This is a genomic window from Streptomyces sp. Sge12 (assembly GCF_002080455.1).
Taxonomy (GTDB): domain Bacteria; phylum Actinomycetota; class Actinomycetes; order Streptomycetales; family Streptomycetaceae; genus Streptomyces.
Genome location: NZ_CP020555.1, coordinates 3078635 through 3101919 on the forward strand (window position 1 = coordinate 3078635; position 23285 = coordinate 3101919).

28 protein-coding genes are annotated in these 23285 nt (G+C 70.6%); 9 read left to right on the forward strand and 19 right to left on the reverse strand.

Annotated elements, in window-relative coordinates; all coding sequences use genetic code 11:
• Positions 1 to 137 precede the first annotated feature (137 nt).
• The gene (locus B6R96_RS13365; protein ID WP_081522556.1) at positions 138 to 911 is read right to left on the reverse strand and encodes a prepilin peptidase; all 774 of its coding nucleotides are present in this window, start codon (positions 909 to 911) and stop codon (positions 138 to 140) included.
• Between the two features lie 89 nt (positions 912 to 1000).
• Between B6R96_RS13365 and B6R96_RS13370 the strand changes: the two genes are divergently transcribed.
• From B6R96_RS13370 to B6R96_RS13380, 3 genes are all read left to right on the forward strand, one after another.
• Positions 1001 to 1375 carry a DUF192 domain-containing protein gene (locus B6R96_RS13370; protein WP_081522557.1) on the forward strand — a complete coding sequence of 125 codons (375 nt, stop codon included), beginning with the start codon at positions 1001 to 1003 and terminating at the stop codon, positions 1373 to 1375.
• A 59-nt stretch (positions 1376 to 1434) separates the two neighbouring features.
• Positions 1435 to 2052, forward strand: coding sequence for an SMI1/KNR4 family protein (locus B6R96_RS13375; protein ID WP_030011871.1), 618 nt, complete (start codon positions 1435 to 1437; stop codon positions 2050 to 2052).
• A gap of 271 nt (positions 2053 to 2323) precedes the next feature.
• A complete protein-coding gene (locus tag B6R96_RS13380; RefSeq protein WP_081522558.1) occupies positions 2324 to 3610 on the forward strand; it encodes an extracellular solute-binding protein in 1287 nt (428 codons plus the stop codon).
• A 148-nt stretch (positions 3611 to 3758) separates the two neighbouring features.
• Here the strand turns inward: B6R96_RS13380 and B6R96_RS13385 are convergent, their stop codons facing one another.
• The 4 genes from B6R96_RS13385 to B6R96_RS13400 form a co-directional block, all read right to left on the reverse strand.
• Entirely contained in the window at positions 3759 to 4382 is a 624-nt protein-coding gene (locus B6R96_RS13385; protein WP_081522559.1) for a hypothetical protein, read from the reverse strand.
• Between the two features lie 131 nt (positions 4383 to 4513).
• Complete coding sequence (locus tag B6R96_RS13390; protein WP_030385777.1) at positions 4514 to 4843, reverse strand: hypothetical protein; 330 nt, start codon at positions 4841 to 4843, stop codon at positions 4514 to 4516.
• A gap of 140 nt (positions 4844 to 4983) precedes the next feature.
• Positions 4984 to 5847, reverse strand: a complete 864-nt coding sequence (locus tag B6R96_RS13395; RefSeq protein WP_081522560.1) for a polysaccharide deacetylase family protein — start codon at positions 5845 to 5847, stop codon at positions 4984 to 4986.
• Between the two features lie 478 nt (positions 5848 to 6325).
• Entirely contained in the window at positions 6326 to 7912 is a 1587-nt protein-coding gene (locus B6R96_RS13400; protein ID WP_053705084.1) for an MDR family MFS transporter, read from the reverse strand.
• Positions 7913 to 8044: 132 nt separating this feature from the next.
• On the opposite strand from B6R96_RS13400, the gene B6R96_RS13405 reads away from it, so the two are divergent.
• The 4 genes from B6R96_RS13405 (at position 8045) to B6R96_RS13415 (ending at position 11693) form a co-directional block, all read left to right on the forward strand.
• Positions 8045 to 8623, forward strand: coding sequence for a TetR/AcrR family transcriptional regulator (locus B6R96_RS13405; protein ID WP_030385774.1), 579 nt, complete (start codon positions 8045 to 8047; stop codon positions 8621 to 8623).
• Between the two features lie 324 nt (positions 8624 to 8947).
• Positions 8948 to 10351, forward strand: coding sequence for a hypothetical protein (locus tag B6R96_RS13410; protein WP_237291414.1), 1404 nt, complete (start codon positions 8948 to 8950; stop codon positions 10349 to 10351).
• Positions 10300 to 10845 carry an alpha/beta hydrolase gene (locus tag B6R96_RS38090; RefSeq protein WP_237291415.1) on the forward strand — a complete coding sequence of 182 codons (546 nt, stop codon included), beginning with the start codon at positions 10300 to 10302 and terminating at the stop codon, positions 10843 to 10845. The genes B6R96_RS13410 and B6R96_RS38090 overlap by 52 nt, the downstream gene beginning before the upstream one ends.
• Positions 10842 to 11693 (forward strand): hypothetical protein, encoded by an 852-nt coding sequence (locus B6R96_RS13415; RefSeq protein WP_081522561.1) that lies wholly within the window; start codon positions 10842 to 10844, stop codon positions 11691 to 11693. The genes B6R96_RS38090 and B6R96_RS13415 overlap by 4 nt, the downstream gene beginning before the upstream one ends.
• A gap of 64 nt (positions 11694 to 11757) precedes the next feature.
• Here the strand turns inward: B6R96_RS13415 and B6R96_RS13420 are convergent, their stop codons facing one another.
• A complete protein-coding gene (locus B6R96_RS13420) occupies positions 11758 to 12183 on the reverse strand; it encodes a nuclear transport factor 2 family protein (protein WP_053705086.1) in 426 nt (141 codons plus the stop codon).
• A gap of 109 nt (positions 12184 to 12292) precedes the next feature.
• Here B6R96_RS13420 and B6R96_RS13425 point away from each other — a divergent pair, with 109 nt between their 5' ends.
• The gene (locus B6R96_RS13425; protein WP_081522562.1) at positions 12293 to 12832 is read left to right on the forward strand and encodes a TetR/AcrR family transcriptional regulator; all 540 of its coding nucleotides are present in this window, start codon (positions 12293 to 12295) and stop codon (positions 12830 to 12832) included.
• 108 nt (positions 12833 to 12940) lie between these two features.
• Complete coding sequence (locus B6R96_RS13430) at positions 12941 to 13270, forward strand: SCO4225 family membrane protein (protein ID WP_053705088.1); 330 nt, start codon at positions 12941 to 12943, stop codon at positions 13268 to 13270.
• On the opposite strand, the gene B6R96_RS13435 is transcribed toward B6R96_RS13430, so the two are convergent.
• From B6R96_RS13435 to B6R96_RS13495, 13 genes are all read right to left on the reverse strand, one after another.
• A complete protein-coding gene (locus B6R96_RS13435) occupies positions 13271 to 13906 on the reverse strand; it encodes an OmpA family protein (protein ID WP_081522563.1) in 636 nt (211 codons plus the stop codon).
• A gap of 4 nt (positions 13907 to 13910) precedes the next feature.
• Positions 13911 to 14450, reverse strand: coding sequence for a hypothetical protein (locus B6R96_RS13440; RefSeq protein ID WP_237291416.1), 540 nt, complete (start codon positions 14448 to 14450; stop codon positions 13911 to 13913).
• A 72-nt stretch (positions 14451 to 14522) separates the two neighbouring features.
• The gene (locus B6R96_RS13445; RefSeq protein ID WP_081522565.1) at positions 14523 to 15173 is read right to left on the reverse strand and encodes a pilus assembly protein TadG-related protein; all 651 of its coding nucleotides are present in this window, start codon (positions 15171 to 15173) and stop codon (positions 14523 to 14525) included.
• Positions 15170 to 15370 (reverse strand): hypothetical protein, encoded by a 201-nt coding sequence (locus tag B6R96_RS13450; protein ID WP_081522566.1) that lies wholly within the window; start codon positions 15368 to 15370, stop codon positions 15170 to 15172. Before B6R96_RS13450 ends, B6R96_RS13445 begins: the two co-directional genes overlap by 4 nt.
• Before the next feature lie 110 nt (positions 15371 to 15480).
• On the reverse strand, positions 15481 to 16167 hold the full coding sequence (locus tag B6R96_RS13455; protein WP_081522567.1) for a response regulator: 687 nt from the start codon (positions 16165 to 16167) through the stop codon (positions 15481 to 15483).
• Between the two features lie 3 nt (positions 16168 to 16170).
• A complete protein-coding gene (locus B6R96_RS13460) occupies positions 16171 to 17061 on the reverse strand; it encodes a DUF5936 domain-containing protein (protein WP_081525090.1) in 891 nt (296 codons plus the stop codon).
• Between the two features lie 19 nt (positions 17062 to 17080).
• Entirely contained in the window at positions 17081 to 18019 is a 939-nt protein-coding gene (locus B6R96_RS13465) for a type II secretion system F family protein (protein ID WP_081522568.1), read from the reverse strand.
• The gene (locus tag B6R96_RS13470; protein ID WP_081522569.1) at positions 18016 to 19359 is read right to left on the reverse strand and encodes a CpaF family protein; all 1344 of its coding nucleotides are present in this window, start codon (positions 19357 to 19359) and stop codon (positions 18016 to 18018) included. Before B6R96_RS13470 ends, B6R96_RS13465 begins: the two co-directional genes overlap by 4 nt.
• Positions 19356 to 19712 (reverse strand): TadE/TadG family type IV pilus assembly protein, encoded by a 357-nt coding sequence (locus tag B6R96_RS13475; RefSeq protein ID WP_081525091.1) that lies wholly within the window; start codon positions 19710 to 19712, stop codon positions 19356 to 19358. The genes B6R96_RS13470 and B6R96_RS13475 overlap by 4 nt, the downstream gene beginning before the upstream one ends.
• A 13-nt stretch (positions 19713 to 19725) precedes the next feature.
• On the reverse strand, positions 19726 to 20094 hold the full coding sequence (locus tag B6R96_RS13480) for a TadE/TadG family type IV pilus assembly protein (RefSeq protein ID WP_081522570.1): 369 nt from the start codon (positions 20092 to 20094) through the stop codon (positions 19726 to 19728).
• A 3-nt stretch (positions 20095 to 20097) separates the two neighbouring features.
• Complete coding sequence (locus B6R96_RS13485) at positions 20098 to 21378, reverse strand: AAA family ATPase (protein WP_081522571.1); 1281 nt, start codon at positions 21376 to 21378, stop codon at positions 20098 to 20100.
• A gap of 7 nt (positions 21379 to 21385) precedes the next feature.
• Positions 21386 to 22087, reverse strand: a complete 702-nt coding sequence (cpaB, locus tag B6R96_RS13490) for a Flp pilus assembly protein CpaB (protein WP_030385756.1) — start codon at positions 22085 to 22087, stop codon at positions 21386 to 21388.
• 48 nt (positions 22088 to 22135) lie between these two features.
• On the reverse strand, positions 22136 to 23032 hold the full coding sequence (locus tag B6R96_RS13495; protein ID WP_053171339.1) for a hypothetical protein: 897 nt from the start codon (positions 23030 to 23032) through the stop codon (positions 22136 to 22138).
• Positions 23033 to 23285: the final 253 nt, after the last annotated feature.

A 23285-nucleotide genomic window follows, 5' to 3' on the forward strand; every position in this document is an offset into this window, starting at 1 on the left:
ACTTTTGCCGCGAAGTACGGCACTGGAGCGGGAAAACAAAAAACGGGCCGGTCCGTGGGGGGGATACGGACCGGCCCGAGGGGGGGGTTCCACCATAACCCTTCGTAAAGCATGCTGCGTGCATTGGCGCACCACGATTACGCTCCGAAACCACCCAGCAGCACTCCGGTGAGTGCTCCGGCCGCCATGAAGGGGCCGAACGCGTAGCTCTGATGGCCCCGTTCAGAACTGCGCAGCACCAGGAACAGCCCGTAGAGGGCCCCGTAGAGGAGGCCGAGGAAGGCCCCCGCGGACCATACCCCCCACCCGTACCACCCAAGAGCGACCCCCAGCGAGAGCGCCAGCTTGACGTCGCCGAAGCCCATGCCGTCGGGGTTGATCAGATGGAGCAGCAGGTACGCCGCTCCGAGCGCGCCGCCGCCCAGCAGCGCGAGCCGCCAGTCGCCTCCGGCGCGGGGCAGGAGGGCGGCCGCACCGAGCCCGGCGGCGAGGGCGGCGGCGAGCGGCAGGGTCAGCACGTCGGGCAGCCGGTGCACGGCGCGGTCCACGAGCGAGAGCAGCACGACCACCGGGGCGAGCCCCACGTAGGCCACCGCCTCGGGCCGCGCCCCGACGGCAGCCCCGACCAGGGCGCAGAGCGCCCCGACGAGGGCGGCGAGCGGGGCGGCGCGCCTCCCGTAGGCGTGCGGGGCGGCGGACCCGGGGGGCCGGCCGCCGGGATCCCGCACGACGACCTCCGCGGGAACCCTGCAGCGGGCCGGTCCGAGCCAGCCGCGCACCCGGTGCCCCTGCGGGCAGCGGTCGCGCCAGGGTTCCCCCGGCTCGACGGAGAACCGGTACGCGGCACGCGGCAGCAGCCAGCCCGCGGCGGCGCCGTATCCGGCGGCGAGGACGATCAGGGCGACACCCATGCGGCGACGGTAGCGCCGACGGGTGCGGCTGCGCGGGTCGGGTCGGGGTCCCGCCGCGCAGCGGCACACCGCCCCCTAGGCTGGCCGCCATGGCGAACTGGCGTGACGGCAACGGCACCCTGCTGGTCGGCGCGGATCCCAGGGAGATCCCGCTGGAGGTCGCGGCCTCGTACGGGGCGCGGACCCGCGGGCTGCTCGGGCGGGACGGGATCGACGGCGCGATGCTGCTGACCCCCGCCGCGAGCGTGCACACCTTCCGGATGCGGTTCGCGATCGACGTGGCCTACCTGGACCGCGGCTTCGGCGTGCTCGCGGTGGTCACGATGGCGCCGGGCCGCCTCGGCCTGCCCCGGCTCCGCGCCCGGCACGTCCTGGAGTCGGCGGCGGGCGCCATGGCCGGATGGGGCCTGCGGGCCGGAACCACCGTCGAGGTGGACGTACCGGGGCGTCTCACGGGCGGCTAGGCGGTACTCCGCACTGGCAGTAGGTTGGGGCGGTTGAGCTGGGGCATCAGGGGAGCGGCATGACGGAGAACGCGCGGATCAAGGCGCTGGAGCAGATCATGCCGGCGACGCACGGCGCCGACGAGGACATCGACTGGCCGGCGGTGGAAGCCGTCTGGGGGACGCGCTTCCCGGCCGATTTCATCGCGTTCATGGGCCGCTTCGGCGCGGGCTCCATCAACGGCGAGGCCAGCATCCTGCTCCCGCTGCCCAAGCCCGGACTCCAGTGGGATCCGGCCGGGATGGCCGAGGAGACCGACAACGCCCGGCAGACCTGGGAGGCGGAGGGCGGCCGGTCCGCCTTCGACGTGGACCCGGAGTCGATCATCGCCTGGGGCGTCACCGGCGGGTCGGACATCCTGTGCTGGCTCACCTCCGACCCCGATCCGGACCGCTGGCCGGTCCTGGTCTGCGGGCGGCACACCGCCGACTCCTTCGCGGTGTACCCGTACGGCATGGCCGAGTTCCTCTACCGGCTCTGCTCCGACGAGTTCGACGTGAGCCCCGTCAGCATCACCTTCTGGGACGGCGGCCACCTCAGCTTCGTGCACTGGCGCAAGGCCCAGCGGCGCTGGCAGGAGGGCCGCAACCCGGAGACGGGCGAGCCCGACCCGTACGCCGGCGAGTTCGCCGACTAGCCCGCACCCCCGAAAAACCCTGGAGCCCGTTCCCGAGACCGGAAACGGGCTTTTCGGCATGTCTACGCGCGTCCGTTTCGTGGATCACATATCGGAAAACACCATTCGGAAAAGCCCCACTTGGAGCATTGACCACAAGTGCGCCCCCAATGGAATCAACCACCCCTCCCTCAGGAGAGAATTCCGGCCAACGGGCCATCGAGGGACACCCCGGCTCGGAGTGACTCATAAGTAATAACGGGATCCAAAAGAAAATCAGGGGAATACACCCGTGCAACGGAGAATTTTCGGCACGACCGCCACCACGGCCGTGCTCGGCCTGCTGATACCTCTGGCCGGATGTGGTGGCTCCGGCGACAGTGCAGGTGACAGCGGTACGCTGCATCTGGTCGCCGCCGAATACGGCGACAGCCCGGCCACCAGTTCCAAGCCCTACTGGGACAAGATGGCGGCAGATTTCACCGAGCAGAACCCCGGAATCAAGGTCGAGGTCGAGCTCCTTCCGTGGGCCGACATCGACCGCGAGGTCTCCCGCAGGGTCAAGGACGGCAAGTCGCCGGACATGGCCCTCATGGGGTCCTACTCGGACTTCGCGGCCCAGGGAAAGCTCTATCCCGCGGACGAACTCCTCTCGGTCACCGCCGAGGCGAATTTCCTCCAGCCGCTCGCCGACGCGGGCTCCGTCGGCAACACCCTCTACGGCCTGCCGTTCGTGGCGAGCAGCCGCCTCCTGTTCTACAACGAGGCCCTCTTCGCCAAGGCCGGCATCAAAGAGGCCCCCAAGACCTGGTCCGACCTCAAGGCCGACGCCAAGGCGCTGAAGGACAAGGGCGTGAAGTACCCGTACGCCCTGCCGCTCGGCCCCGAGGAGGCACACGCCGAGGCGCTGATCTGGGAGCTGAGCAACGGCGGCGGCTACGCCGACAGCAGCGGGAACTACAGCCTGGACTCCGACCAGAACATCGCGACCTGGAGCTGGGTCAAGGAGCACATGGTCGCCACCGGACTCACCGGCCCGACCCCGCCGTCACAGCTCAACCGCGCCGAGGCCTTCGCCGCCTTCCTGCGCGGCGAGGTGGGCATGGTCAACGGCTATCCGTCGCTGGCCCACGAGGCCCGCACCAAGGGCATCGGGGTCGCGACCGTCGCCATGCCGGTCTCGGACAACCTCGGCACCGGGGAGGTCCCGCCCACCGTCGGTGTCGCCGACTGGATGATGGCCTTCAGGCAGAACGGCAAGCGCGCGGAGATCGGCAAGTTCCTGGACTTCGTCTACCAGGACAAGAACCTGTCGGACTTCGCCGGCCGCTACCACCTGCTGCCGTCCACCGTCACCGCCTCGCGCACGCCGGCCGGCGGCGGCCTGGACAAGAACGACACGCAGTTCCTGAACGCCCTGCGCGGAGCCCAGCTCTACCCGGTCAACGACCCGTCCTGGCTGACGGTCAGCGACACCATCAAGCGCAACATCGGGCGCGCCGTCGAACCGAGCGGTGACCCGAAGCTCGTCCTGGAGGACATCGCCTCGCAGGCCTCCCAGGCCTCCAAGAAGCACTGAGAAGTCCCTCGACACGGGACCTTCGACCCATGCCGCGCACCACCCCGTGCGGCACCATGTCCCCTACGGCACTTGATCCGAGGCCGTGGCCCAGTCGCCCGACGAGCACCCACAAGGTGCGCGGGGCGGCCGGCCTCCACCCCGCCCCTCAGCGCTGCGGCCCGTGGTTCTCGGCGAACGCCGTCCGGTACTGCTCGCAGCTGGAGTCCCAGCGCAGCGTGCCCCCGAGGGTTCCGTAGCCCGAGCGCGTGACCGACCACTCCACCGTGTACTCCCCGGTGTCGCACGCGATCCGCTTGCCGCCCACGACCTTCTCGCGCCCGGTCGCCGGCTTCCCGGTCAGCTCCTTGCGGACCTCCCCCACCTTGGCGCGGTCCGCGTTGCGCAGCACGGCGTGCACCACGATCGGGTGCGTGCCCTCCTTGACCGTCACCGCCTTCTTCACCACCGTCGAGTCGGACACCGACCAGGCGAACTCGTACGAGGGCAGCCACGCCAGGGTCTTGGGGTCGCCGGACTTCCGCTCGAACTCGGGTGCGGCCGCCGGGCCGGGGCGCGTGACGGTCTTGTACTGGATCCCGGGATGGAAGCGGAGTTGCCCCTCCACCTTGTGCATCTCGTCCTTGGTCCACATCGACTTCATGGTCTTCTCGCCGCCTGCCGGGTCCTGGAGGTACACGGCGCCCTCCGCGGCGGCGGCCTGCCCCAGGAGGGGTGCGAGGGCGGCCGAGGCGGTGGCGAGGGCGAGAGCGGCGATGCGGGTGCGCTTCATGCCCGGCCCAACGGGAGCCTCCGGCGGGCCGGAACGACACCGGCCTCGCATTCACCCGTACGGGAGCGCGTGCGCTGCGCCGCCCCGTACGGGCTGGGGCTGGACCTCTCGACGGGGCTCCCGGGCGGGGCTCAGGCCTGGCCGGTCTCGATGCGGCTGATCCGGCCGCCGCCCGGGGCGATGACGAAGCGCCAGGTGGTGCGCATCTCGCCCCAGGTGTCGTTGCGGTAGTTGACGAGCAGGGTGCGGCCGCCGTCGGACTCGGACTGGACGTCCATGTGGCCGCCGGAGTCGAAGATCTCCCGGTCGATCCACTCGTGCAGGTCGCGGTCGGAGCCGTCGTCGGACAGGGTCGCGTCGGCGGTGAGGACCGCGAGGAAGGCGTCCTTGTCGTGCGCGTTGACGGCGGCGACGAGGGCGCCGACCACCGGGTCGGACAGTCTGGCGGGGGCGATGGCCACAGGAGCCTCCTGGTCGTGGTGGGACGGTTGGCCGGACGGGCGTTGGGCGTACATACATACGTCCGTCCGTGCCCGACCAGGGAACAACGCGGGCGGGTCCGCTTCGTCGACCGTCACCCGTTCGCCCGGCGGACGGCGTGTCAGGGGGCGGTGGATGCGGCGGAAGCGTCCGGGGCATCTGAGGCGTCCGGGGAATCGGGGGCGGTGCGGACGGGGAAGCCGGTGGGCCGGCCCTGCTCCTTCAGCCAGGACAGCACCTGGTCGAGGGCGTCGACGGTCTGGGAGCGGTTGCCTCCGCCGTCGTGGAAGAGGACGGTCGGGCCGTTGCCGATCTCGCGCTTGACGGCGTTGACGATGGCGGCCGTGCCCGGCTTGTCGAAGTCCTTGGTGTCCACGTTCCAGCCGAGGGGGCGCATGCCGTGCGCGGCGGCGATGCGCCGGCTGTCGGGGGTGAACGCGCCGCCGGGGGCCCGGTAGTACTCGACCTGCGCGCCGCCGCCCGCGGCTTCCTCGATCAGCTTCTTCGCGTCCAGGATCTGCTGCTCCTGGTAGGCGACGGGCTTCTTGTCCATGGCGGTGTCGTGGTTCATGGTGTGGTCGCAGAGCCGGTGGCCGGCCGCGACCACCTTCTTGACCAGGTCGGGGTGGGCCTTGGCCTGCGGCCCGACCATGCAGAAGGTCGCCTTGGCGTCGTGCCGCCGCAGTACGTCCAGCACCTTCGGGGTCCAGCGGGGGTCGGGGCCGTCGTCGATGGTGATGTTGACGGCGTTGCCGCCGCTCTCGGAGGCGTGGGCTATGCCCTGGGGTATCCCCTGCGGCTGCTGCCCGGGCCGGCCGTCGTCGCCGTCGCCGGGCCGGGCCACGTTGTGCTGGGAGGCGGCGGTTCCGCCCGGTCCGACCAGGACGGCCACGCCCCAGACGGTCGCCGCGACGGCGGCGGCCGAGGCCACGACGGCGGCGCAGGCCCGGACGCCCTTCTTGTTCGCACGCGCCAAGAAACTCATGAACTGTCCACTCCCCATCCGCTTTGCGAGCGTTCTGTGGATCAGGACGTTCATCACCGTCGCGAAGTTCCAGTCAAATAGCCTTCAACTTCCCCGTAATGGGACTCATGGGACCGATGGGACTTTAGTCCTGCATAGAGTTGAATCCCTGCCCACACGAACGCACCCGAAACGGGGCAAGCTCGCACCTCCGGGCCGCACGACCCCAAGTCCGCGCGTGCATACGGGGGTTCACCGGGATCCGGGGCGACGGTCCGGACCGCAATGGGCCGCATGCGGAACGGACCCGACCGGCCGGCGGACCAGCCCGTCACGCTCCGCCTCGGCCGCAGACTGGTGACGGAAGTCCCGCCCTCCACCGACGACCCGCAGGAGCGGCGCCCGGACATGCCGGAAGGCGGCGCCGCCGGGGGTTCCCGGTGGCGCCGCCTTCGGAGGCTGCGGTGCTGTGTGCGCGGTCGGTGCGCGGGCGGCTCCGTCAGTGCGCGAGCGACTCCTGCGCGGCCGGGGCCGCCTTGTCGCCGTCCGCCGCGCCGGCCGGGGCGGTCGGGCCCGCGCCGCGGAGGGGGACCTCCTTGACGAACCAGGCCGCCGCGAAGCCCAGTACGGCGATGGCCGCGCCGAGCAGGAACGCGGAGTGCGTGCCGGCGGCCACCGCGTGCTGGTAGGCGTCGCGTACCGCTTCCGGCAGCTTGGCCAGGCTCGCGGCGTCCAGCTGGGCGGAGCCGGCGGCTCCGGCCGCCTCCGGGCCGAGGCGCTCGGCCATGGTGTCGGTGACCCGGGTGGTGAAGAGGGAGCCCATCAGCGCCACGCCGAAGGAGCCGCCGAGCGTACGGAAGAGGGTCGCCGAGGAGGAGGCGACGCCCATGTCCTTCATCTCGACGCTGTTCTGCGCGACCAGCATGGTGATCTGCATCAGGAAGCCGAGACCGGCGCCGAGGACGGCCATGTAGAGGCCGGACACGAGGCGGGTGGTGCCGGTGTCCATCGTCGCGAGCAGGAACATGCCGACGACCATCAGCGCGCCGCCGGCGATCGGGAAGATCTTGTACCTGCCGCTGCTCGTGGTGACGCGGCCCGCGATCAGCGAGACGAGCATCATCGAGAGCAGCATGGGCAGCAGGAGCAGACCCGAGTTGGTCGCGGAGGCGCCCTGCACCGACTGCTGGAACAGCGGGAGGTAGAGCACGCCGCCGAACATCGCGAAGCCGACGAGGAACCCGATCACCGACATGAGGGTGAAGTTGCGGCTGCGGAAGATGTGCAGCGGCATGACCGGCTCGGCCGCCTTGGTCTCCGCGTAGAGGAACGCGGCGGTCGACAGGACGCCGACGACGATGAGGGCGAGGATCTCGACGGAGCCCCAGGCGTACTCGGTGCCGCCCCAGGTCGTCACGAGGACGGTGGAGGTGATGGCGACGGTCAGCAGCGCGGCACCCAAGTAGTCGATCTTGCCCTGCGACCGCTTCTTCGGCAGGTGCAGCACGGCGGTGACCATGGCCAGCGCGACCGCGCCGAGCGGCAGGTTGATGTAGAAGGACCAGCGCCAGCCCATGTGGTCGGTGATGGTGCCGCCGACCAGCGGGCCGCCGATCATGGCGAGGGCCATCACGCCGGCCATCATGCCCTGGTACTTGCCGCGCTCACGGGGCGGGATCAGGTCGCCGATGATCGCCATGACGCCGACCATCAGACCACCGGCACCGAGGCCCTGGACCGCACGGAAGCCGATCAGCTGGCCCATGTCCTGGGCCATGCCGCTGAGCGCGGAGCCGATCAGGAAGATGACGATCGAGGTGAGGAAGGAGCCCTTCCGCCCGTACATGTCGCCGATCTTGCCCCAGATGGGGGTGGAGGCCGCGGTGGCCAGCGTGTAGGCGGTGACCACCCACGACAGGTGCTCCAGGCCGCCGAGCTCGCCGACGATCGTGGGCATCGCGGTGCCGATGATCATGTTGTCGAGCATGGCCAGCAGCATGGCGATCATGAGCGCCATGAGGACGACCCGTACGCTGCGCGGCTTCACCTCCTCCGAAGTCCCCGCAGGCTTGACTGTGTCCACCATGTCCACTCCCCTGGCCCTACTGCTCGCACTACGTCCCGCACCGGCACTTACTTGCCGCCCGGCTAGTTCACTACAATGGGGAAGGTAGACCCGCAACTAGCCGGGCGTCAAGTAAGTAATTTGGGGAGAGCCATGTCCAGCAGCAGTCCGCAGCGACGCCGTGGCGACACGCGTCAGCGCATCCAGGACGTCGCACTGGAGCTCTTCGCCGAACAGGGCTACGAGAAGACGTCGCTGCGCGAGATCGCGGAGCGGCTGGAGGTCACGAAGGCGGCGCTGTACTACCACTTCAAGACCAAGGAAGACATCATCATCAGCATCTTCGAGGACCTGACACGGCCCATCGACGAGCTGATCACGTGGGCCGAGGGCCAGCCGCGCACGCTGGAGACCAAGCGCGAGGTGCTGCGCCGCTACAGCGAGGCGATGGCGGCGGGCGCCGTCCTGTACCGGTTCATGCAGGAGAACCAGGCGACGACGCGCGAGCTCAGCATCGGCGAGACGGTGAAGAAGCGCCTCTTCACGCTGGTGGAACTGCTCCGCACCCAGGACGGCCCGCTGACGGACCAGGTCCGCTGCGTCAGCGCGCTGTTCACCCTGCACGCCGGGATGATGTTCCTCCAGCACGTCGAGGGCGACCCGGAGGAAACCCGCCTGGCCGCCCTGGAGGTCGCCACGGACCTCATCACCCAGGCCCACCACCAGGCATAGCCCTGCGGGCCGGCCCCGAGCCGATCCGGGACCGATCCGGGACCGATCCGGGGCCGGTCAGGCGCCGGCCCCGCGCGCCGATCCCACCGCCCTAGGTACGCCTACTCATGTCCTGCCATCAGATCCCCCGTACGGTGCAGGGCATCTGATGGTGTGTGACGCGGGAGGGGAACATGGGGCTCAGCGGGCCGAGTGCTCGCGGCTGGAGGGTGCGCTGAAGTCCGCGGGCCAGGAGTTCGGCGAGGTCGACCACCGGGTCGAGGCAGGGTTCGCCGGCATACGCCCCGGGGGCTCCGAACCCGCGGACCGGGCCGGTGGCGCCCGATGATGACCTGGCAGCACCTGAAGGACCTCAAGCGCACCGAGTACGAGGAGGCCGCCGACGGCTGGGGCGAAGTCAGCAGCCGTGCCTACGCGGCCAAGGAGCGCGTCGAGAACGAGATGCTCGCGAAGCTCCGCGACACCCAGACGGCGAAGACGGCCGACGCGGCCCTCGGCGACCTGTCCCGGCTCGCACGCAACTATCAGTACATCCACGCCGAGTGCGGACTCGTCCGTACGGCCCTGAACGGCTTCGCATCCGAGGTCGCGACCCCGCAGAGCCGCCTCAAGTCGGCCCTGGAGGACGCCGAGGCCCTCGGCTTCACCGTCCACCAGGACGGCTCGGTCTCCTACCCGGCCGGTACCCCGTCCAGCCCCTACCTGCAGCCCACCGATGCGGGCACGGCCGCGCCGCACGCGGGCGGACCGTTGCTGCTGGGCCCGGGAACGAGCAGCCCGCTGCTCCTGAGCCCGGGAACGCAGGGCCCGTTGGCCCCCGGGCCCAACGGGGGCCTGGTCGTGAACCCGAACCGGGCCAAGGCGGAGGGCATCGCGGAGCGCATCGCGTCCGCGTACCGGATGGCGGCCGAGATCGACACCCGGTACCGCACCACCCTCTCCGAACTGAAGGCGGAACGCGGCCTGCGCGTCGACGACGCGGTCTGGGCCGACGCGGCCAGGGACCTCCGGCACACCCGCGAGGCCGCCGGCAGCTACCTGAAGGACTCGGACATCCCGCACGACAGGTCCCCCGCGGAGAACGCCGCCTGGTGGAACGGCCTGGACCAGGAGAAGCGGGACGAGTACGTCTCGCTCTACCCCGCCAGTGTCGGCGCCCTCGACGGCATCCCGTCCGAGATACGCGACACGGCGAACCGGGTGGTCCTCGCCGAGACGCACGGCACCCGCCAGCTGGAGCTGGACGCCTGGCGCGGCAAGGAGCCGCCCCGCTACGAGAAGTACATCAGCCCGATCACCGGCCGCGAGGTCAAGGGCGCACAGATCGAGTCGAAGGCCTGGAAGGAGTGGGACGAGAAGCGCAAGGAGATGCAGGGTCGGCTGGACGGGATGCAGTCGGTCCAGAACCGGCTCATCGAGTCCGAGCCCGGGAAGCGGCCCGAGGGCTACCTCCTGGGCTTCGCCGACACCAAGGGTGGCCGGGCCATCGTGTCGATCGGCAACCCGGACACCGCGGACAACGTGGTGACCTACGTGCCAGGGACGTACTCGAACCTGGCGGGGGTGGAGGGCGACCTCACCCGCGCCGAGGATCTCCAGCGGACGGCGCGCGACGCCGATCCGAGTCGGCAGACCGCTCGATCCTGTGGCTCGGCTACGAGGCACCCCAGAGCATCGTGCCGGAGGCCGCCAGCGAAAGTTGGGCCAATGACGCGAAGGAACCGCTGAGCCGCTTCCTCACCGGGGTCGACACCGCCCACACCGGCGGTCCTGTGAACTCCACCGTGCTCGGCCACAGTTACGGGACGCTGGTTGCGGGCAAAGCCCTGGCCGACCATCCCGACATGCCGGTCGACAACGTCATCTTCGTGGGCAGCCCGGGTGTCGGTGTGGACCACGCGAAGGACCTCGGTGTCCCTCCGGACCACGTGTGGGCCGCGACAGCGAAGAACGACTACATCAATGTCGCCCCTTCGCCGAACGCGGTCGCCGGTGCCTGGCTCGGGCCGCTGTGGCCCCCGGGGGTGATCGAGCTGCTCGACGACCATTCCATCCTGTACGGGACCGACCCGACCACGGACGACTTCGGAGGACGCACCTTCGGTGTGGCTCCCGGGAAATCGCTCGGCGAGGGCGGTGAGCCCATGCCCGCACACTCGCAGTACTGGCAGGGCGAGTCCCTCACGAACATGGGAGACATAGTGGCAGGAAGGGCGAAATGAGTCGCCGCAGGAGGATGGCCGTCGCGCTGACGGGGCTCGTGTTCGCCCTGGCGGCCTGCGCGGGACCGGGAGAGCAGAAGAAAGTGATGATGGACGATCAGCAGGTTCTTGCCCGTGCCGAGGAGATCGTCCAGCAGACGCTCGGCGGCATGTCACCGAAGCCGACCCCGAAGAGGGACGGCCGCTACGGCGCCGGCGCCTGTCTGGCGGACTCCGGGAAGAGCGGCCGTCAGCAGGTCCACATCAGCTACCGGCTCGAAGGCGTCCCGGGCTCCGCGGGGCGACAGCTCGTCCGCCAGGCGCGTGACGCATGGGTCGAACGGGGCTACAAGTTCACGAGTGACACGTCCGACGGCGACTGGTCGGATCCGGGCACGGCGGTCCACATGGCCACCGTCCCCGACGACTACTGGTTGACCATCTCCAACAGCGTCACGGACCGGGCCACCGGCGACGGCACCGCCGTGCTCACTGTCACCTCGCCCTGCTACTTCCCGACGTCCGGAGCGTCCACTTCCGCCTCCCCGCAGGCCCTGTCCGCCGACGAGGCCGCGCAGCAGAGCGTGCTCGCGCACTCCAGCCGGATCTACGACGCCCTGCGCGTGCCGCACTCCCCGGCGGGCGGCGCGGAGCTACGTACGGTCGAGCACGAGGGCGCGACCTACGTCCACCACGCGTGGTCCACCGAACCGCTCCCCGAGGACCGGGCGGCCCGGGCGATGGCGCGGGCGCACGGCTACCTGGAGGCGCGGGCTGGCGGGTGCGCAGCGTGCCCGGGCGCCTGGTCGCCCTCGACCCGGCCGACGAGGTCACCGCCCAGGTGGCGCGCGCCGACCACGGCGGACTGAACGTAGGCATCACCGGCCCTGCGACGCCCGTACTGCACGGCTCCGGCTCCGCCCCGGCGTGATCTCAGGTGAGGCGGCGGTCGGCGGCGGTGATGGGGACGTCGTTGATGCTGGCCTCGCGGCGGCGCATCAGGCCGTCGTCGGCGAACTCCCACTGCTCGTTGCCGTGGCTGCGCCACCACTGGCCGGCGGCGTCGTGCCACTCGTACTCGAAGCGCACGGAGATGCGGTTGCCCGTGTACGCCCACAGCTCCTTGCGGAGCCGGTAGTCGAGCTCGCGCTCCCACTTGTCGGCGAGGAACGCGCGGATCTCGGCGCGGCCGGTGAGGAAGCGGTCGCGGTTGCGCCAGACCGAGTCCTCCGTGTACGCGAGGGCGACGCGCTCGGGATCGCGGCTGTTCCAGGCGTCCTCGGCGGCCTGCACCTTGGCGAGCGCGGACTCCTCGGTGAAGGGCGGCAGGGGCGGGCGTACGGCGGGGGCGTCGGTCATGACGGGGTCACCTCTCGCGGAACGGCGAGGAGAACGAGCGTTCTCCCGACCGCGACCCTACGAGAACGAGCGTTCTCCACGCAAGGCCGATCTGGACTACGCTGCCCGCATGGACGACGAAGAGGCCCGCACCCGACTCCTGGACGCGGCGGAGGAGCTGTTCTACCGGCACGGCATCCAGGCCGTCGGCATGGACCGGATCCGCACCGGCTCGGGGGTCCCCCTCAAGCGCCTCTACCGGATCTTCCCGGCCAAGGAATCCCTGGTCACCGCCTACCTGGAGCGCCGCGACCGGCGCTGGACGGCCGACCTGCGCAACGCCGTGACGGGATCCCCGGAGCCGGTGCTCGCCGTCTTCGACCGGCTGGCGGCGTGGTTCTCGGAGCCGGACTTCCGCGGCTGCGCCTTCCTCAACGCCCACGGCGAACTCGGCGCCGCCGCGCCCGCGGTCGTCCACACCCACAAGGCGGCGCTGCACGCCCTGCTGGCCGAACTGGCCCCCGCCCCGGGCCTCGCCGACCAGCTGCTGATCCTCGCCGAGGGCGCGATGACGGTGGCCGCCCTGAACCCGGGCCCGGAACCCGCCCACCGGGCCCGCGAGATCGCCGAGGTCCTGCTGCGGGCCCACCGGCCGCCGGTCACGACGTAGCGGGGCGGTTCGGACCGCACGCCGGTGCGGGATCTGGGTATGCGTACTCAGGACAGGACCCCGGATCCTCCCGACCATGGAGGCAGTCCACGCGCCCCGGGAGAACCGATGAACGCTCGCACGCTCGTCCGTCTGACCTTCGCGAACCCCGCCTCGGCGATCTACCTGGGCCTCGTCGGCCTCGCCATGGCCGTCGCGACGGCCGTCACCCTGTTCTCCCCGGACCCCGGCTTCGTCTGGGTGCTGCCCGCCCTGTGCGCGTTCCCGCTCTTCCTCTTCGTGACGCTCGCCGAGGGGGCGATCCGCGGGGAGGGCCAGCCGGAGACGTGGCTGTTCATCACCGAGCTCGTCCTGTGCGTACTGGCCCAGTCGCTCGTCCTCGGAACGATCGTGGAGGCCTCGCGCGGCCGCCTCCGTCGACGGCCGCGGCCGATCTGACTAACCGTCGCTGCGCGGGAAGGTGATCTCGACGCGGCGGTTCTTCTTCCGGCCTTCCTCGGTGCCGTTGTCGGCGATCGGGTAGTCCTCGCTGTAGCCGCGGACGTCGAAGACGACACTCGGATTGGTCACCGTCTTGACCAGCTCGGCCTGCACGGCGTCGGCCCGCTTCTTGGAGAGCTCCTTGCCGTGCTCGTAACTCCCCTGGTCGTCGGTGAACCCGAACACCCGGATCTTGGTGGCCTTCTGCTGGTTGATCTCCTGCGCGATGGCCTGGATCCGTGCGGCGGCCTGGGCGGTGAAGACGGCACTGTCCTCGGGGAACAACACCTCGGACTGCAGCGCCATCATGACGGTCTGATTGGTCTCCTGCCGCCGCTGCTCCCCCCCGAGATCCTCGACGACCTCGGCGATGTCGAGAACCTTGACGGGCGCGAGCGTCCCGCCCTGGGGGATCTTCAGTCCGGGGGCGTTGGAGTCGATGGGGACCGGCGCGGACGCCGACGGCTCGGTGCCGGGCGGCGCGGACGGCTTGACGTCGTCGGCATGCGCGACCGCCACACCGACTGATTGAACGCCGGCAATGACGAGCCCGGCGACGGCTGTGGCGGCGAGGACGCGGTGGCGTTTGGTCATGGGGTCACCCGGAGAGTTTGACGGTCGCCGTGGCGAAGGTGGGGAGGCTGAGGTCCACCTCAACGGTGCTGGTGGGCGGAGCGGGGAACTGTGCGAAGAACGGCATGGTCTGGCCTGCTTCGATGATGTTCAGCCCAGTCGTGCAGAGGCATCGGCCATCGGTGTCCCGGAGCACGTAGTACCGCTTCTTGCCGACCTTGTCGACCAGGGTCACGCCGGCCACGGATACTCCACTGGAGTTCAGCTCGTTGCCGCGCCACGGCGCGGTGTTCACATACGCGGCACTGCCGGTGTTCTTCAACTGCCCTTCGACGGTCAGGAATCCTCCGGCGTCCCGGGCGGCCTTGTTGATCGTCAACACCATGCCCGCCTCGCCGTTCACCGTGGCGATGACCTGAACCGGCGGGGCATCCGCGCTCTTCACCGCTCCGGAGGGGGACCCCTCGCTGCCGCCCTGCGGCTTCGCCGACGTCGACGCAGTGGGCTTGTCGGACTTCCCCTCGCCCCCACACCCGGTCAGGGCAAGGGCCAGGGCCGCCACCATCCCCACAGCCGCCTTTCCGTGGGCCGCGCGCCGCCGAACACTCATGTACTTGGCTTCCTTGTCTCTCGGTCGTCAGTCGATCAGGCGTATGTCGAACAGAGCCGCAGCGAGCGAACGCCACGCGCGCGGTTGGGTGGGGTTGTAGTCCACGACGACGCCCTTGCCGCAGGAGAACTTGATCGACCCGGGTGGCTCCGGTGTCGGCGCCGGTGTCAGTGTCGGTGTGGGCTCCGGGTCGGCGCCGCCTCCCGCCCCCCCGGGTTTGACGTGGCAGCGAGGAACGATCTCCGCTCTCGCATCCGCTTCGCCGCGCTTCCCGCTCGTTCCCGGTACGACGGAGTCCCCCACCGTTCCGTTCGTCATGGACCGGACGGTGAACCGGGTGCCCGACCGGTCGCACGTCACCGTCGCGTCATTCATGGCGGCGAAGTCCCGCGCGGCCGCACAGGCGTCTCCGGACGGGTCGAACCGATTGCCCAGCAGGACCTGTTCCCACTCCTGCGGCGAGAGGGCGGCGAGGTCGATGCCGGGCAGCAGGGTGTCCCTGGCCTCGCGCGCCGCCGCGAGCGCAGCGGCGTCCGCAGCTCCCTGCGCATTGCTGCGGACGATCGCCGCCTTGCCGATGGTGAAGTACGCCAGAGCAGCGAAGAGGAGACCCGCCACGACCACGGCGTAAATGGGGAAGGCTTGACCACGGTCACCGCCGAATCGGCGCCATGTCACTTTCCTGCCGTGATGCTCGCAACGGCAGCAGTGATCTTGGTCGTAATGGCCTGGCCGATGCCGGTACCGATGATCGCACCGATGATCACGACGACCACCAGAATGATCCCCAGGTACTCGAATGCCGTCTGGCCCCGATCCCTCGCGCCCTTGCCCTCGTACCGCTTGCGCATCCTCGCCACGGTGTTCTGCAACATGGGGGTTCCCTCCCGGGCCGGTACCGCTGTCGATCTGCGGACCGTACGGCGAGTCACCAGTCGTAACCAAGGGTCCCGGGACCCAATTACGGACCCACTGCGCACTCTGTCTACCCATGACCGGTCACTCCTGGACGGGCGGTTCCCAGCCAACGGGCTATCGCCTCACTGCGGGTGGCGCTCTGGAGCTTCGCGAAGATGCGATTGATGTGGTTCTTGACTGTCTTCTCGCTGATGAAGCAGGAGGCCGCGATCTGCTGATTATTCATCCCGGACGCGATCAGATCCATGATCTCTACCTCCCGGGAACTCAGCCCGAAGACAACAGAGTTGTGCATCCGCTCTGAAGACTGTGCCACAACTCGTTGCGGATGCGAAGAGGACCGCACCTCCGCGAGGAGCGCGCTGGCGGCCGTCGGGGTGAAGTGGGGGCGCCCCAGTGGAGCATCGCGTACCGCCCGGAGCAGCTCGTCCGTCGTGAACTCGCCGTGCACGAGATACCCGCCGGCACCCAACAGCAAGGCCTCGCAGACGATTTCCGCCTCCTTGCTGTACGTCAGGATCAGCACGGGAGCCATCTGCACCAGGTGCGGCAGCGCCGAGATCCCGTCCACCCCCGGCATCCGGACGTCCAGCAGGATCACGTCCGGAGCGTGCCGCCGGGTCAGGCTCAGCGCCTCGCGGCCGTCCGCCGCCTGCGCTATGACGTCGAGATCCTCGGCCGCGCACAGAATGGCCGCCAGGCCCGCCCGGATCACCGGATTGCCGTCGGCAATGAGCACACTCAGTCCGGCCATGGCTCAGCCGCCCCCGAACAGCGCGCCGAAGTCGACGTTCGCGCCGTAGACGAAGCCGCAGACGAGGAGGATGAGCGTGCCCGGGAGCATGAACATGGTCACGGCGAACGTCGCCTTCGGGACGGCCCGGGCCGCCCGCCTGCGGGCGTTCTGGGCGTCCGTGCGGCGCATGTCCTCCGCGATCGCGATCAGCGTGTCGACGATCGGGGAGCCGAGTTCCTCGCCCTGCTGGAGGGCCGTCACGAACTGGGCGACCTGTTCGCTGTCGTTGCGTCGGCGCAGCTCGTCGAAGGCCTGGCGGCGGCTGACGCCCATGTCCATCTGCTGGAGCGTGATGCGGATTTCGTCCGCCCACGGACCCTCGTACTTGTCCGCCACTCGAGCCAGCGCCTGCCGGAAGCCCAACCCGGCGCTCACCACCACGGCGAGAACGTCCAGGAAGTCGGGCAGGGTCCGCTCGATGTGGTCGCGGCGGATCCGAATGGCCGACCACAGGCCGACCTCGATCCAGAACAGCCCGAAGGCCACCATGAGCAGGGCGGCCACCAGCTGCCCGTTGATCAGCATCGAGAAGGCGCCCACGGCGCCCAGGGCCCCGTACACCGCCCGCCGGGCTGCGTAGCGGTCGATCGTCAGGCCGGCCGGGTTGCCCGCCATGTCGATCTGGCGGCGTTTGCGGGCGACCCTGGCCGGGCCCATCGAGCTGAGGACCAGTGGCGCCCAGCGGATGCCCATACGGTCGACGAGCGAGCCGACCGCGGTCGTGCGAGTGGCACCCACCTCCAGGGCGAGCGCGAGGTCGCCGGGCAGTTTCACGTCCCCGCGGTAGAGCCGGACGCCGTGGAAGGCCCCGAGGACCGACAGGGCCACGGCGAGTGCGAGCAGGATTCCGATCATCGTCCCGTCCCTCCCCTCACACGTCGATCTTCGACAGGCGGCGGATGAGCAGGAACCCCAGAGCGAAGAGGCCGAGGGCGATGAGCACGGCCGTCTGGCCGAGGAACGCGCCCGTCATCCGGTCCAGTGCACCCGGCATCATCATGTCGACCAGCAGAAGCGAGCCCAGCCCGAGGGACGGTACGAGATACGCCGTCACCGTCACCTGGGACAGCTGCGTACGGATCTCCCTGCGGGTCTCCTTGCGCTGCTCCAGCGTGACCGTCAGGTTGCGCAGGCTGTCCACGATCGCGCCGCCCGCGCGGGCCGACAGGACCAGGGTGGAGACCAGTACGACGAGCTCACGGGACGGGAGGCGTTCGGTGAGCTCACCGAGGGATTCCTCGATGGAGTGGCCCACGGCGAGACGGTCTGCGACGCGGCCGAGTTCCTCGCCCGCCGGGGCCTCCAGCTCCTCGGCCGCGATACCGATGGCCGTACGCAGGGCCAGGCCGGCCTGGGTGGCGTTGGCCAGGATGCGTGCCAGGTCGGGGAGTTGGTTGATGAACCGTTCCGTACGGCGTGCGCGCTGCCAGTTCAGGAAGGCGTTCGCCGCCCAGATGCCGATGGCGCCCGCGACCGGGCCGAAGAACGGTGCGAGGAGCGCGGCCGCGATGAGCCAGACGCCCACGATCGAACCCAGCATGTAGACGAAGAACTCGCCCGGTGTGAGGTCCAGGCCGGTGGTCGCCAGCTTCAGCTCGATGCGGCGGCCGAGTGTCGTCCTGCGCAGCCGCCGGTCGACGGTGCGGAAGCGGCGGCGGCGTCCGAGGGGCTCCGGCATGCCGCTCGCGGAGAGGCGTTCGATGAGCGCGGCGCGCTGGGCGCGGCCGGCCATGTACGCCTGGAGGCCCACGACGACGAGGACGCAGGCCAGCAGGGTGACGCCGAGGGTGGCGAGGATCAGTGGGTTCACAGGGCGGTCCGGGTGATGCGGGCGGTGAGGGGGTCCTCCGGCGCGACGCCGAAGGCCTGCGGGATCGGCTGGTTGTTCATGTAGAGGCGTTCTGCGATCCGGCGGGGCAGCGGGTAGTACTCGAAGTAGCCGTGCACGCGCCCGTCCGCACCCATCGGCTGGGCTCCGAAGCGGCACACCGTGGTGATCCGGAAGGGTTCGCGGCCGTGCGATTCCAGGACGGAGATCTCGGTGATGCGGCGCGATCCGTCGCCGAAGCGGGTCAGCTGCACGATGACGTTCACGGCGCTGTTGATCTGGTCCTGAAGGGCTTCGAAGGGGATCTCCACCTCCGACATGGAGGCGAGCGTCTGCAGGCGCATCAGGGCGTCGGAGGAGCTGTTGGCGTGGACGGTGGCGAGGGAGCCGTCGTGGCCGGTGGACATCGCCTGGAGCATGTCGAGGGTCTCGCCGCCGCGGACCTCGCCGACGATGATGCGGTCGGGGCGCATGCGCAGGGAGTTGCGGACCAGGTCGCGGATGGTGATCTGGCCCTTGCCCTCCACGTTCGGCGGGCGGGACTCCAGACGGATGACGTGGGCCTGCTGGAGCTGGAGTTCGGCCGAGTCCTCGATGGTGATGATGCGTTCGCCCTCCGGGATCAGCCCGGAGAGGGCGTTGAGCAGCGTGGTCTTGCCGGTGCCGGTGGCCCCGGAGACGATCACGTTCATCTTCGCCGCGACCAGCCCGGACAGGAGCAGGAGCATCTGCTCGTCGAGCGAGCCGAGGGCGATCATCTCGTGCAGGGTGAAGGCGCGCGGGAAGCGGCGGATGGTGAGGGTGGCGCCGGTCAGGGAGAGCGGCGGGATGATGACGTTGACGCGCTCGCCGCTGGGCAGGCGGGCGTCGACCATCGGATTGGCCTCGTCCACCCGCCGGTTGACGGTGGAGACGATGCGCTCGATGGTCTGCATGAGCTGCTCGTGCGAGGCAAAGCGGATGGGGAGCTGCTCGACCCGGCCGGCGCGCTCCACGTAGATGTGGTCGGGGCCGTTGACCATGATCTCGGAGATGGAGGCGTCTTCGAGGAGCGGTTCGAGGACGCCGAGCCCGAGGGCCTCGTCGACGACACGGCGGATCAGCTGGGCGCGCTCGACGGTGGAGAGGACGGGTCCTTCGCGGCTGATGATGTGGCCGAGTACGCGCTCCAGGCGCGCCCGGCGCTCGGCGGGCGCGAGCGCGGACATCTCGGCGAGGTCGATCTCCTCCAGCAGCTTGGCGCGGTAGGAGGAGACCAGCCGGCCGTCCTCGCGCGGGCTGTGGCGGTCGTCGGGAGTGTTGACCCGGGAACGCAGGCTCATGGTCCGGTCACCTTCGGGTCGTTGTTGGGCATGACCGCCGTGGCTGTGGCGTCCTTGATGTCGAGTCCGGGGACGATGGCATTGATCTTGATGGTCACCGTTGCGGTCACTGCGTCACCTCCGGACGGCACGGAGACGACCGCGTTGAGCCCCTCGCGTATGGCCGCACGTCCGGCGGCCTCCCCCCGGCCGGGGTGCTGGGCCTCCACGCGCGCGGCCGTCCGGGCGGCCGTGTCCGCCTGTTCATGCACGTACGCCACCCAGCCCAGCTGGATCCCGCAGAGCGCGACGAACAGCAGGATCGGCACGAAACCGATGTACTCGATGGCCACTTGGCCCCGGTCCGAACGCATGCGCCGCTTCACGTCAGTTCGCCTCCCTCTCCATCGCCGCGCCGCCCGAGCCCTCGATGGTGCCGAAGTTGAGCCCCGGGTAGAAGACGGGGATCTTGAGCCTGACCGTCGTCCGGTAGACGTCGCCCGATCGGGTGCAGTGGGTCGTCATGCCCCATGCCTCCCCGACGTGCTTCCGCGCCGCCGCCGCACACGCCGCGTCACTCTTCACCGCCCCCGCCCGCGCCCCCTCGTCCGCCGCGTTGCCCGCCAGCGAGAAGGCGTACCCGATCAGGACGCACTCCCACACCGCCGCCACGAGCAGCAGGATCAGCGGCACCGTGCCCACGAACTCGATCGCCACCTGGCCCCGGTCCCCGCGCCCCGGTCTGCGGGCGGGCACGTGTCAGCCCTCCCGGCCGCGGCGCAGGCGGGCCACCGGGCCCGAGGCGCGGACCGCCAGGGAGGCGCCCGGGGTGGTGGCCGCCGTGGGCGGGGCGGCGGTGTCCGGGGCTGACAGGAGGCCCAGTTCGCCGGCCAGGGTCCACAGGGCCTGTTTGACCGTCGAGCGGTTGTCGAGGTCCTGGACGCGGCCTGCGTCCACCACGGCCTGGAGTTCCTTGAAGGCGGCCGGGACCGGGGTGCGGGTGGCGCGGGTCTTGGTGATCTTCTCGATCAGGGCGGGCTGGATCTCCGTGTGCTTGCTCCAGCGGTTGACGACCATCGCCGTGTCCTCCGCCTTGCGCACCTGGAGCCGTTCCCACATCCGGACCATCCGCTTCGCCGCCCGCACCGCGACCACGTCCGGGGTGGTGACCAGGACCGCGACGTCCGCCATCTCCACGGCGGCCGCGTTGGCTCCGGTGACCTGGGTCCCGCAGTCGACGACGACGAGTTCGTAGCGGCTGCGCAGGGCTCCGAGGATGTGCCGGGCGGCCCGGTCGTCGACTTCCTCGCCGCGTTCGCCGTCCGCCGGGGCGAGCAGGAGTGCGAGGCCCGAGGCGTCGTCGTAGACCGCGTCCTGGAGGACCCGCGGCGAGATGTCCTGGATCCCGGCGAGGTCGGCGACCGAGCGCCGGAACTGCACGTCGAGGTACGAGCCCACGTCGCCCGCCTGGAGGTCCAGGTCGACCAGGGCGGTACGCCGTCCCGAGGCGGCCGCGGCCAGCGCGAACTGCACGGCGGTGAAGGTGGTGCCCACGCCGCCCTTGGCTCCGGTGACGGTGACGACCCGCCCGCCCGGGCCGGTGAAGACGTCGGCGGCGGCGCCCCCGCCCAGGTGGCGGCGTACGCCGACGGACCACTGGGCGGCGGCCTGGACGCGGGCGGCGAGTTCTTCGTAGGAGAGCGGGAGGCCGATCAGGCCGCGCGCGCCCGAGTCCATGGCGGCGGAGAAGAGTCCGGGGCCGGCGTCCGAGGAGACCAGGACGACGCCCACCGCCGGGAAGCGCAGGGCGACCTCCCGGATGAGCTCGAGGGCGGGCAGGGGGCCGATCCGCTCGTGGACCAGGACGACCTCGGGGAGTTCGTCGATGGATTCGGCGGCCAGGCGGCCGAGGGTGTCCAGGAGCGTGTGCGCGTCGGGGACGGGGGCGGCCGGCTCGGCGGCCGGGAGCTGGCTGAGCAGGGTCACGATGGCGCGTGCGGCGTCCGGGTCGCCGACCGCGGGGAGGATTCGGGTGGTCATCCGGGCCTCACCTGTCCCCGTCGAGGGTGTACGTGCGGTCGCCCGGGGCGGGCGCCGAGTCGGTGCCGGGGGCCACGAGGGCCAGGCGTACGTGCTCCGCGAAGGACTCGGCGTACGCGACGCGCTGGGTGTCCTTGGTGCTGAGGGCGAAGGTGATCGGGACGGCCTCGGCGGGGCCCTTGCGGTCGCTGTCCTTCTCCAGGGCGGTGAGTTTGCCGACGCCCAGGACCCGGGCGTTGGCGACGATGATCACCGAGCGGGAGGGGTCGGTGTCCTTGGCGCCCTTGAAGGTGGCGATGATGTTGACCTTCGCGCCGGAGGTGATCTTTCCGGCCACGCCCGTGGCGGCGTCGATCATGATGGCGATCTCCTGCTCACCGGGCTGCAGCTGCGGCCGGTCGACGAACATGTCCGCCTGGAGCAGCGAGCCCTTCTTCAGGGTGGTGAGCGCGATCTTGTCCTTCAGCGCGCCGAGGTCGGAGACGGCGGTCTCGGAGAGCCACCGCCGGGGGATCCTGACCTCCTCGAACTGCCCGGCCGACAGCGGGCTGTACGGGGCTATGTCGCCCTTGGCCCGGTACGCGACGACCTCGGCGCCGACCTTGGAATTGACGTCGCCTATCACCACGAGGACCCCGGCGAAGGCCCCCAGTGCGCACAGGACCGACAGGAGCAGCAGGATGACGCCGCGGCGCTGGCGTGAGTTCATGGGCCTTACCTACCTCGCCGTTCTTCATTCATTCGTGCGTTCGAGTGATCAGGGTCTGGAACGGGCGGTGCTCGCGGGCGGCGGCGGTGCGGTGAGCGGCGCCGCGCAGAAGCCGCATCGGTCGCCGATGAGTTCGAGGCCGCACCAGCGGCACTCCTCCCGGCGGACCGAGGCGACCAGCTGGTAGAGCACGGACAGGTCCGGGATGCCGGCGGCGAACTCGACGAGCTTCGGAGTGCCCCACCAGCCGGGGGACGCGGCGGGCAGCGGGCTCTCCATGACGCCCTGGACCTGCCAGGCGGGGGCCAGTTCGGCCGTGACCCAGTCGGAGGTGAGCTGGCCGCGGGCGAAGGTGAGGTGCGTGGCGAAGTCGGGGCCGGCCGGCAGCGCTGCGGCGCGGGGGCCGTGGGCGCCCTGGGCTCCGCCGCTCAGCTTGGCGAGGTGCGGCTTCGGGTGGGCCATGACGGCGAACTGCGCGCTCGGCGACCAGGATCTGGCGTGTGCGCCGAGGCCGACCGGGACGCGGACCCGGTCGAGTTTGGCGACGGAGCCGAGCAGGGCGCCCGCGTGGATGTAGTGGGAGAGCAGGCGAGCCGCGGAGGCGATGATTCCGGGGCTGAAGTCGCAGACGCTCAGCTGGCGCAGCTGACGCACCAGCAGGGCGGTTCCCAGGGGCGGCAGATCGATGCCGAGGAGCGCGATCCGGTCGGTTTCGAGGATGGCGCGTACGGTGTGCAGCCGCTGGACGGTGGAGCGCGGGAGCCACGGCGGTACGAGGGCGACGAGGTGGCCGTGCCGCTCCAGCAGGGCGCCCGTCTCGGCGAGCGCGGCCTCGAGGTCGAGCTGCTCGGGCGGGTGCAGTAACGCGGCCCCGGGTGTGTGCCGGTCAGGGGCCGGAAGTACCAGATCGGCGCTGGTGACAGCGATGGCGGTCGGCACGCGCATTCCCCCGTTCCCCCACGTTCACCCGTGCTGCGCCGGCAGTTCAGCTGCCGGGCGCGTGCGCCCCGCGCGGAACGCGGCGCCGACCCGACGCCGGACCGACAGCGGCCCGACGCCGACGCGACGCCGAACTCGACGCGGACTCGACACAGGGGATCGACGCGGAATCGTCGCGGGCCGTCACGTCCGCGCCCGCGGTGCGCGCCCGCACCCCGCGACCGCATCCGATCGACCCGCTCCCCCCTTGCCCCAGCAC

Excerpts from the sequence above, each read along its gene's own strand:
- B6R96_RS13365 (WP_081522556.1), bottom strand. The coding sequence starts at position 911 with ATGGGTGTCGCCCTGATCGTCCTCGCCGCCGGATACGGCGCCGCCGCG.
- B6R96_RS13370 (WP_081522557.1), top strand. The coding sequence starts at position 1,001 with ATGGCGAACTGGCGTGACGGCAACGGCACCCTGCTGGTCGGCGCGGAT.
- B6R96_RS13375 (WP_030011871.1), top strand. The coding sequence starts at position 1,435 with ATGACGGAGAACGCGCGGATCAAGGCGCTGGAGCAGATCATGCCGGCG.
- B6R96_RS13385 (WP_081522559.1), bottom strand. The coding sequence starts at position 4,382 with ATGAAGCGCACCCGCATCGCCGCTCTCGCCCTCGCCACCGCCTCGGCC.
- B6R96_RS13395 (WP_081522560.1), bottom strand. The coding sequence starts at position 5,847 with ATGAGTTTCTTGGCGCGTGCGAACAAGAAGGGCGTCCGGGCCTGCGCC.
- B6R96_RS13400 (WP_053705084.1), bottom strand. The coding sequence starts at position 7,912 with ATGGTGGACACAGTCAAGCCTGCGGGGACTTCGGAGGAGGTGAAGCCG.
- B6R96_RS13405 (WP_030385774.1), top strand. The coding sequence starts at position 8,045 with ATGTCCAGCAGCAGTCCGCAGCGACGCCGTGGCGACACGCGTCAGCGC.
- B6R96_RS13410 (WP_237291414.1), top strand. The coding sequence starts at position 8,948 with ATGATGACCTGGCAGCACCTGAAGGACCTCAAGCGCACCGAGTACGAG.
- B6R96_RS13415 (WP_081522561.1), top strand. The coding sequence starts at position 10,842 with ATGAGTCGCCGCAGGAGGATGGCCGTCGCGCTGACGGGGCTCGTGTTC.
- B6R96_RS13420 (WP_053705086.1), bottom strand. The coding sequence starts at position 12,183 with ATGACCGACGCCCCCGCCGTACGCCCGCCCCTGCCGCCCTTCACCGAG.
- B6R96_RS13425 (WP_081522562.1), top strand. The coding sequence starts at position 12,293 with ATGGACGACGAAGAGGCCCGCACCCGACTCCTGGACGCGGCGGAGGAG.
- B6R96_RS13430 (WP_053705088.1), top strand. The coding sequence starts at position 12,941 with ATGAACGCTCGCACGCTCGTCCGTCTGACCTTCGCGAACCCCGCCTCG.
- B6R96_RS13435 (WP_081522563.1), bottom strand. The coding sequence starts at position 13,906 with ATGACCAAACGCCACCGCGTCCTCGCCGCCACAGCCGTCGCCGGGCTC.
- B6R96_RS13440 (WP_237291416.1), bottom strand. The coding sequence starts at position 14,450 with ATGGTGGCGGCCCTGGCCCTTGCCCTGACCGGGTGTGGGGGCGAGGGG.
- B6R96_RS13450 (WP_081522566.1), bottom strand. The coding sequence starts at position 15,370 with ATGTTGCAGAACACCGTGGCGAGGATGCGCAAGCGGTACGAGGGCAAG.
- B6R96_RS13455 (WP_081522567.1), bottom strand. The coding sequence starts at position 16,167 with ATGGCCGGACTGAGTGTGCTCATTGCCGACGGCAATCCGGTGATCCGG.
- B6R96_RS13470 (WP_081522569.1), bottom strand. The coding sequence starts at position 19,359 with ATGAGCCTGCGTTCCCGGGTCAACACTCCCGACGACCGCCACAGCCCG.
- B6R96_RS13475 (WP_081525091.1), bottom strand. The coding sequence starts at position 19,712 with ATGCGTTCGGACCGGGGCCAAGTGGCCATCGAGTACATCGGTTTCGTG.
- B6R96_RS13485 (WP_081522571.1), bottom strand. The coding sequence starts at position 21,378 with ATGACCACCCGAATCCTCCCCGCGGTCGGCGACCCGGACGCCGCACGC.
- cpaB (WP_030385756.1), bottom strand. The coding sequence starts at position 22,087 with ATGAACTCACGCCAGCGCCGCGGCGTCATCCTGCTGCTCCTGTCGGTC.
- B6R96_RS13495 (WP_053171339.1), bottom strand. The coding sequence starts at position 23,032 with ATGCGCGTGCCGACCGCCATCGCTGTCACCAGCGCCGATCTGGTACTT.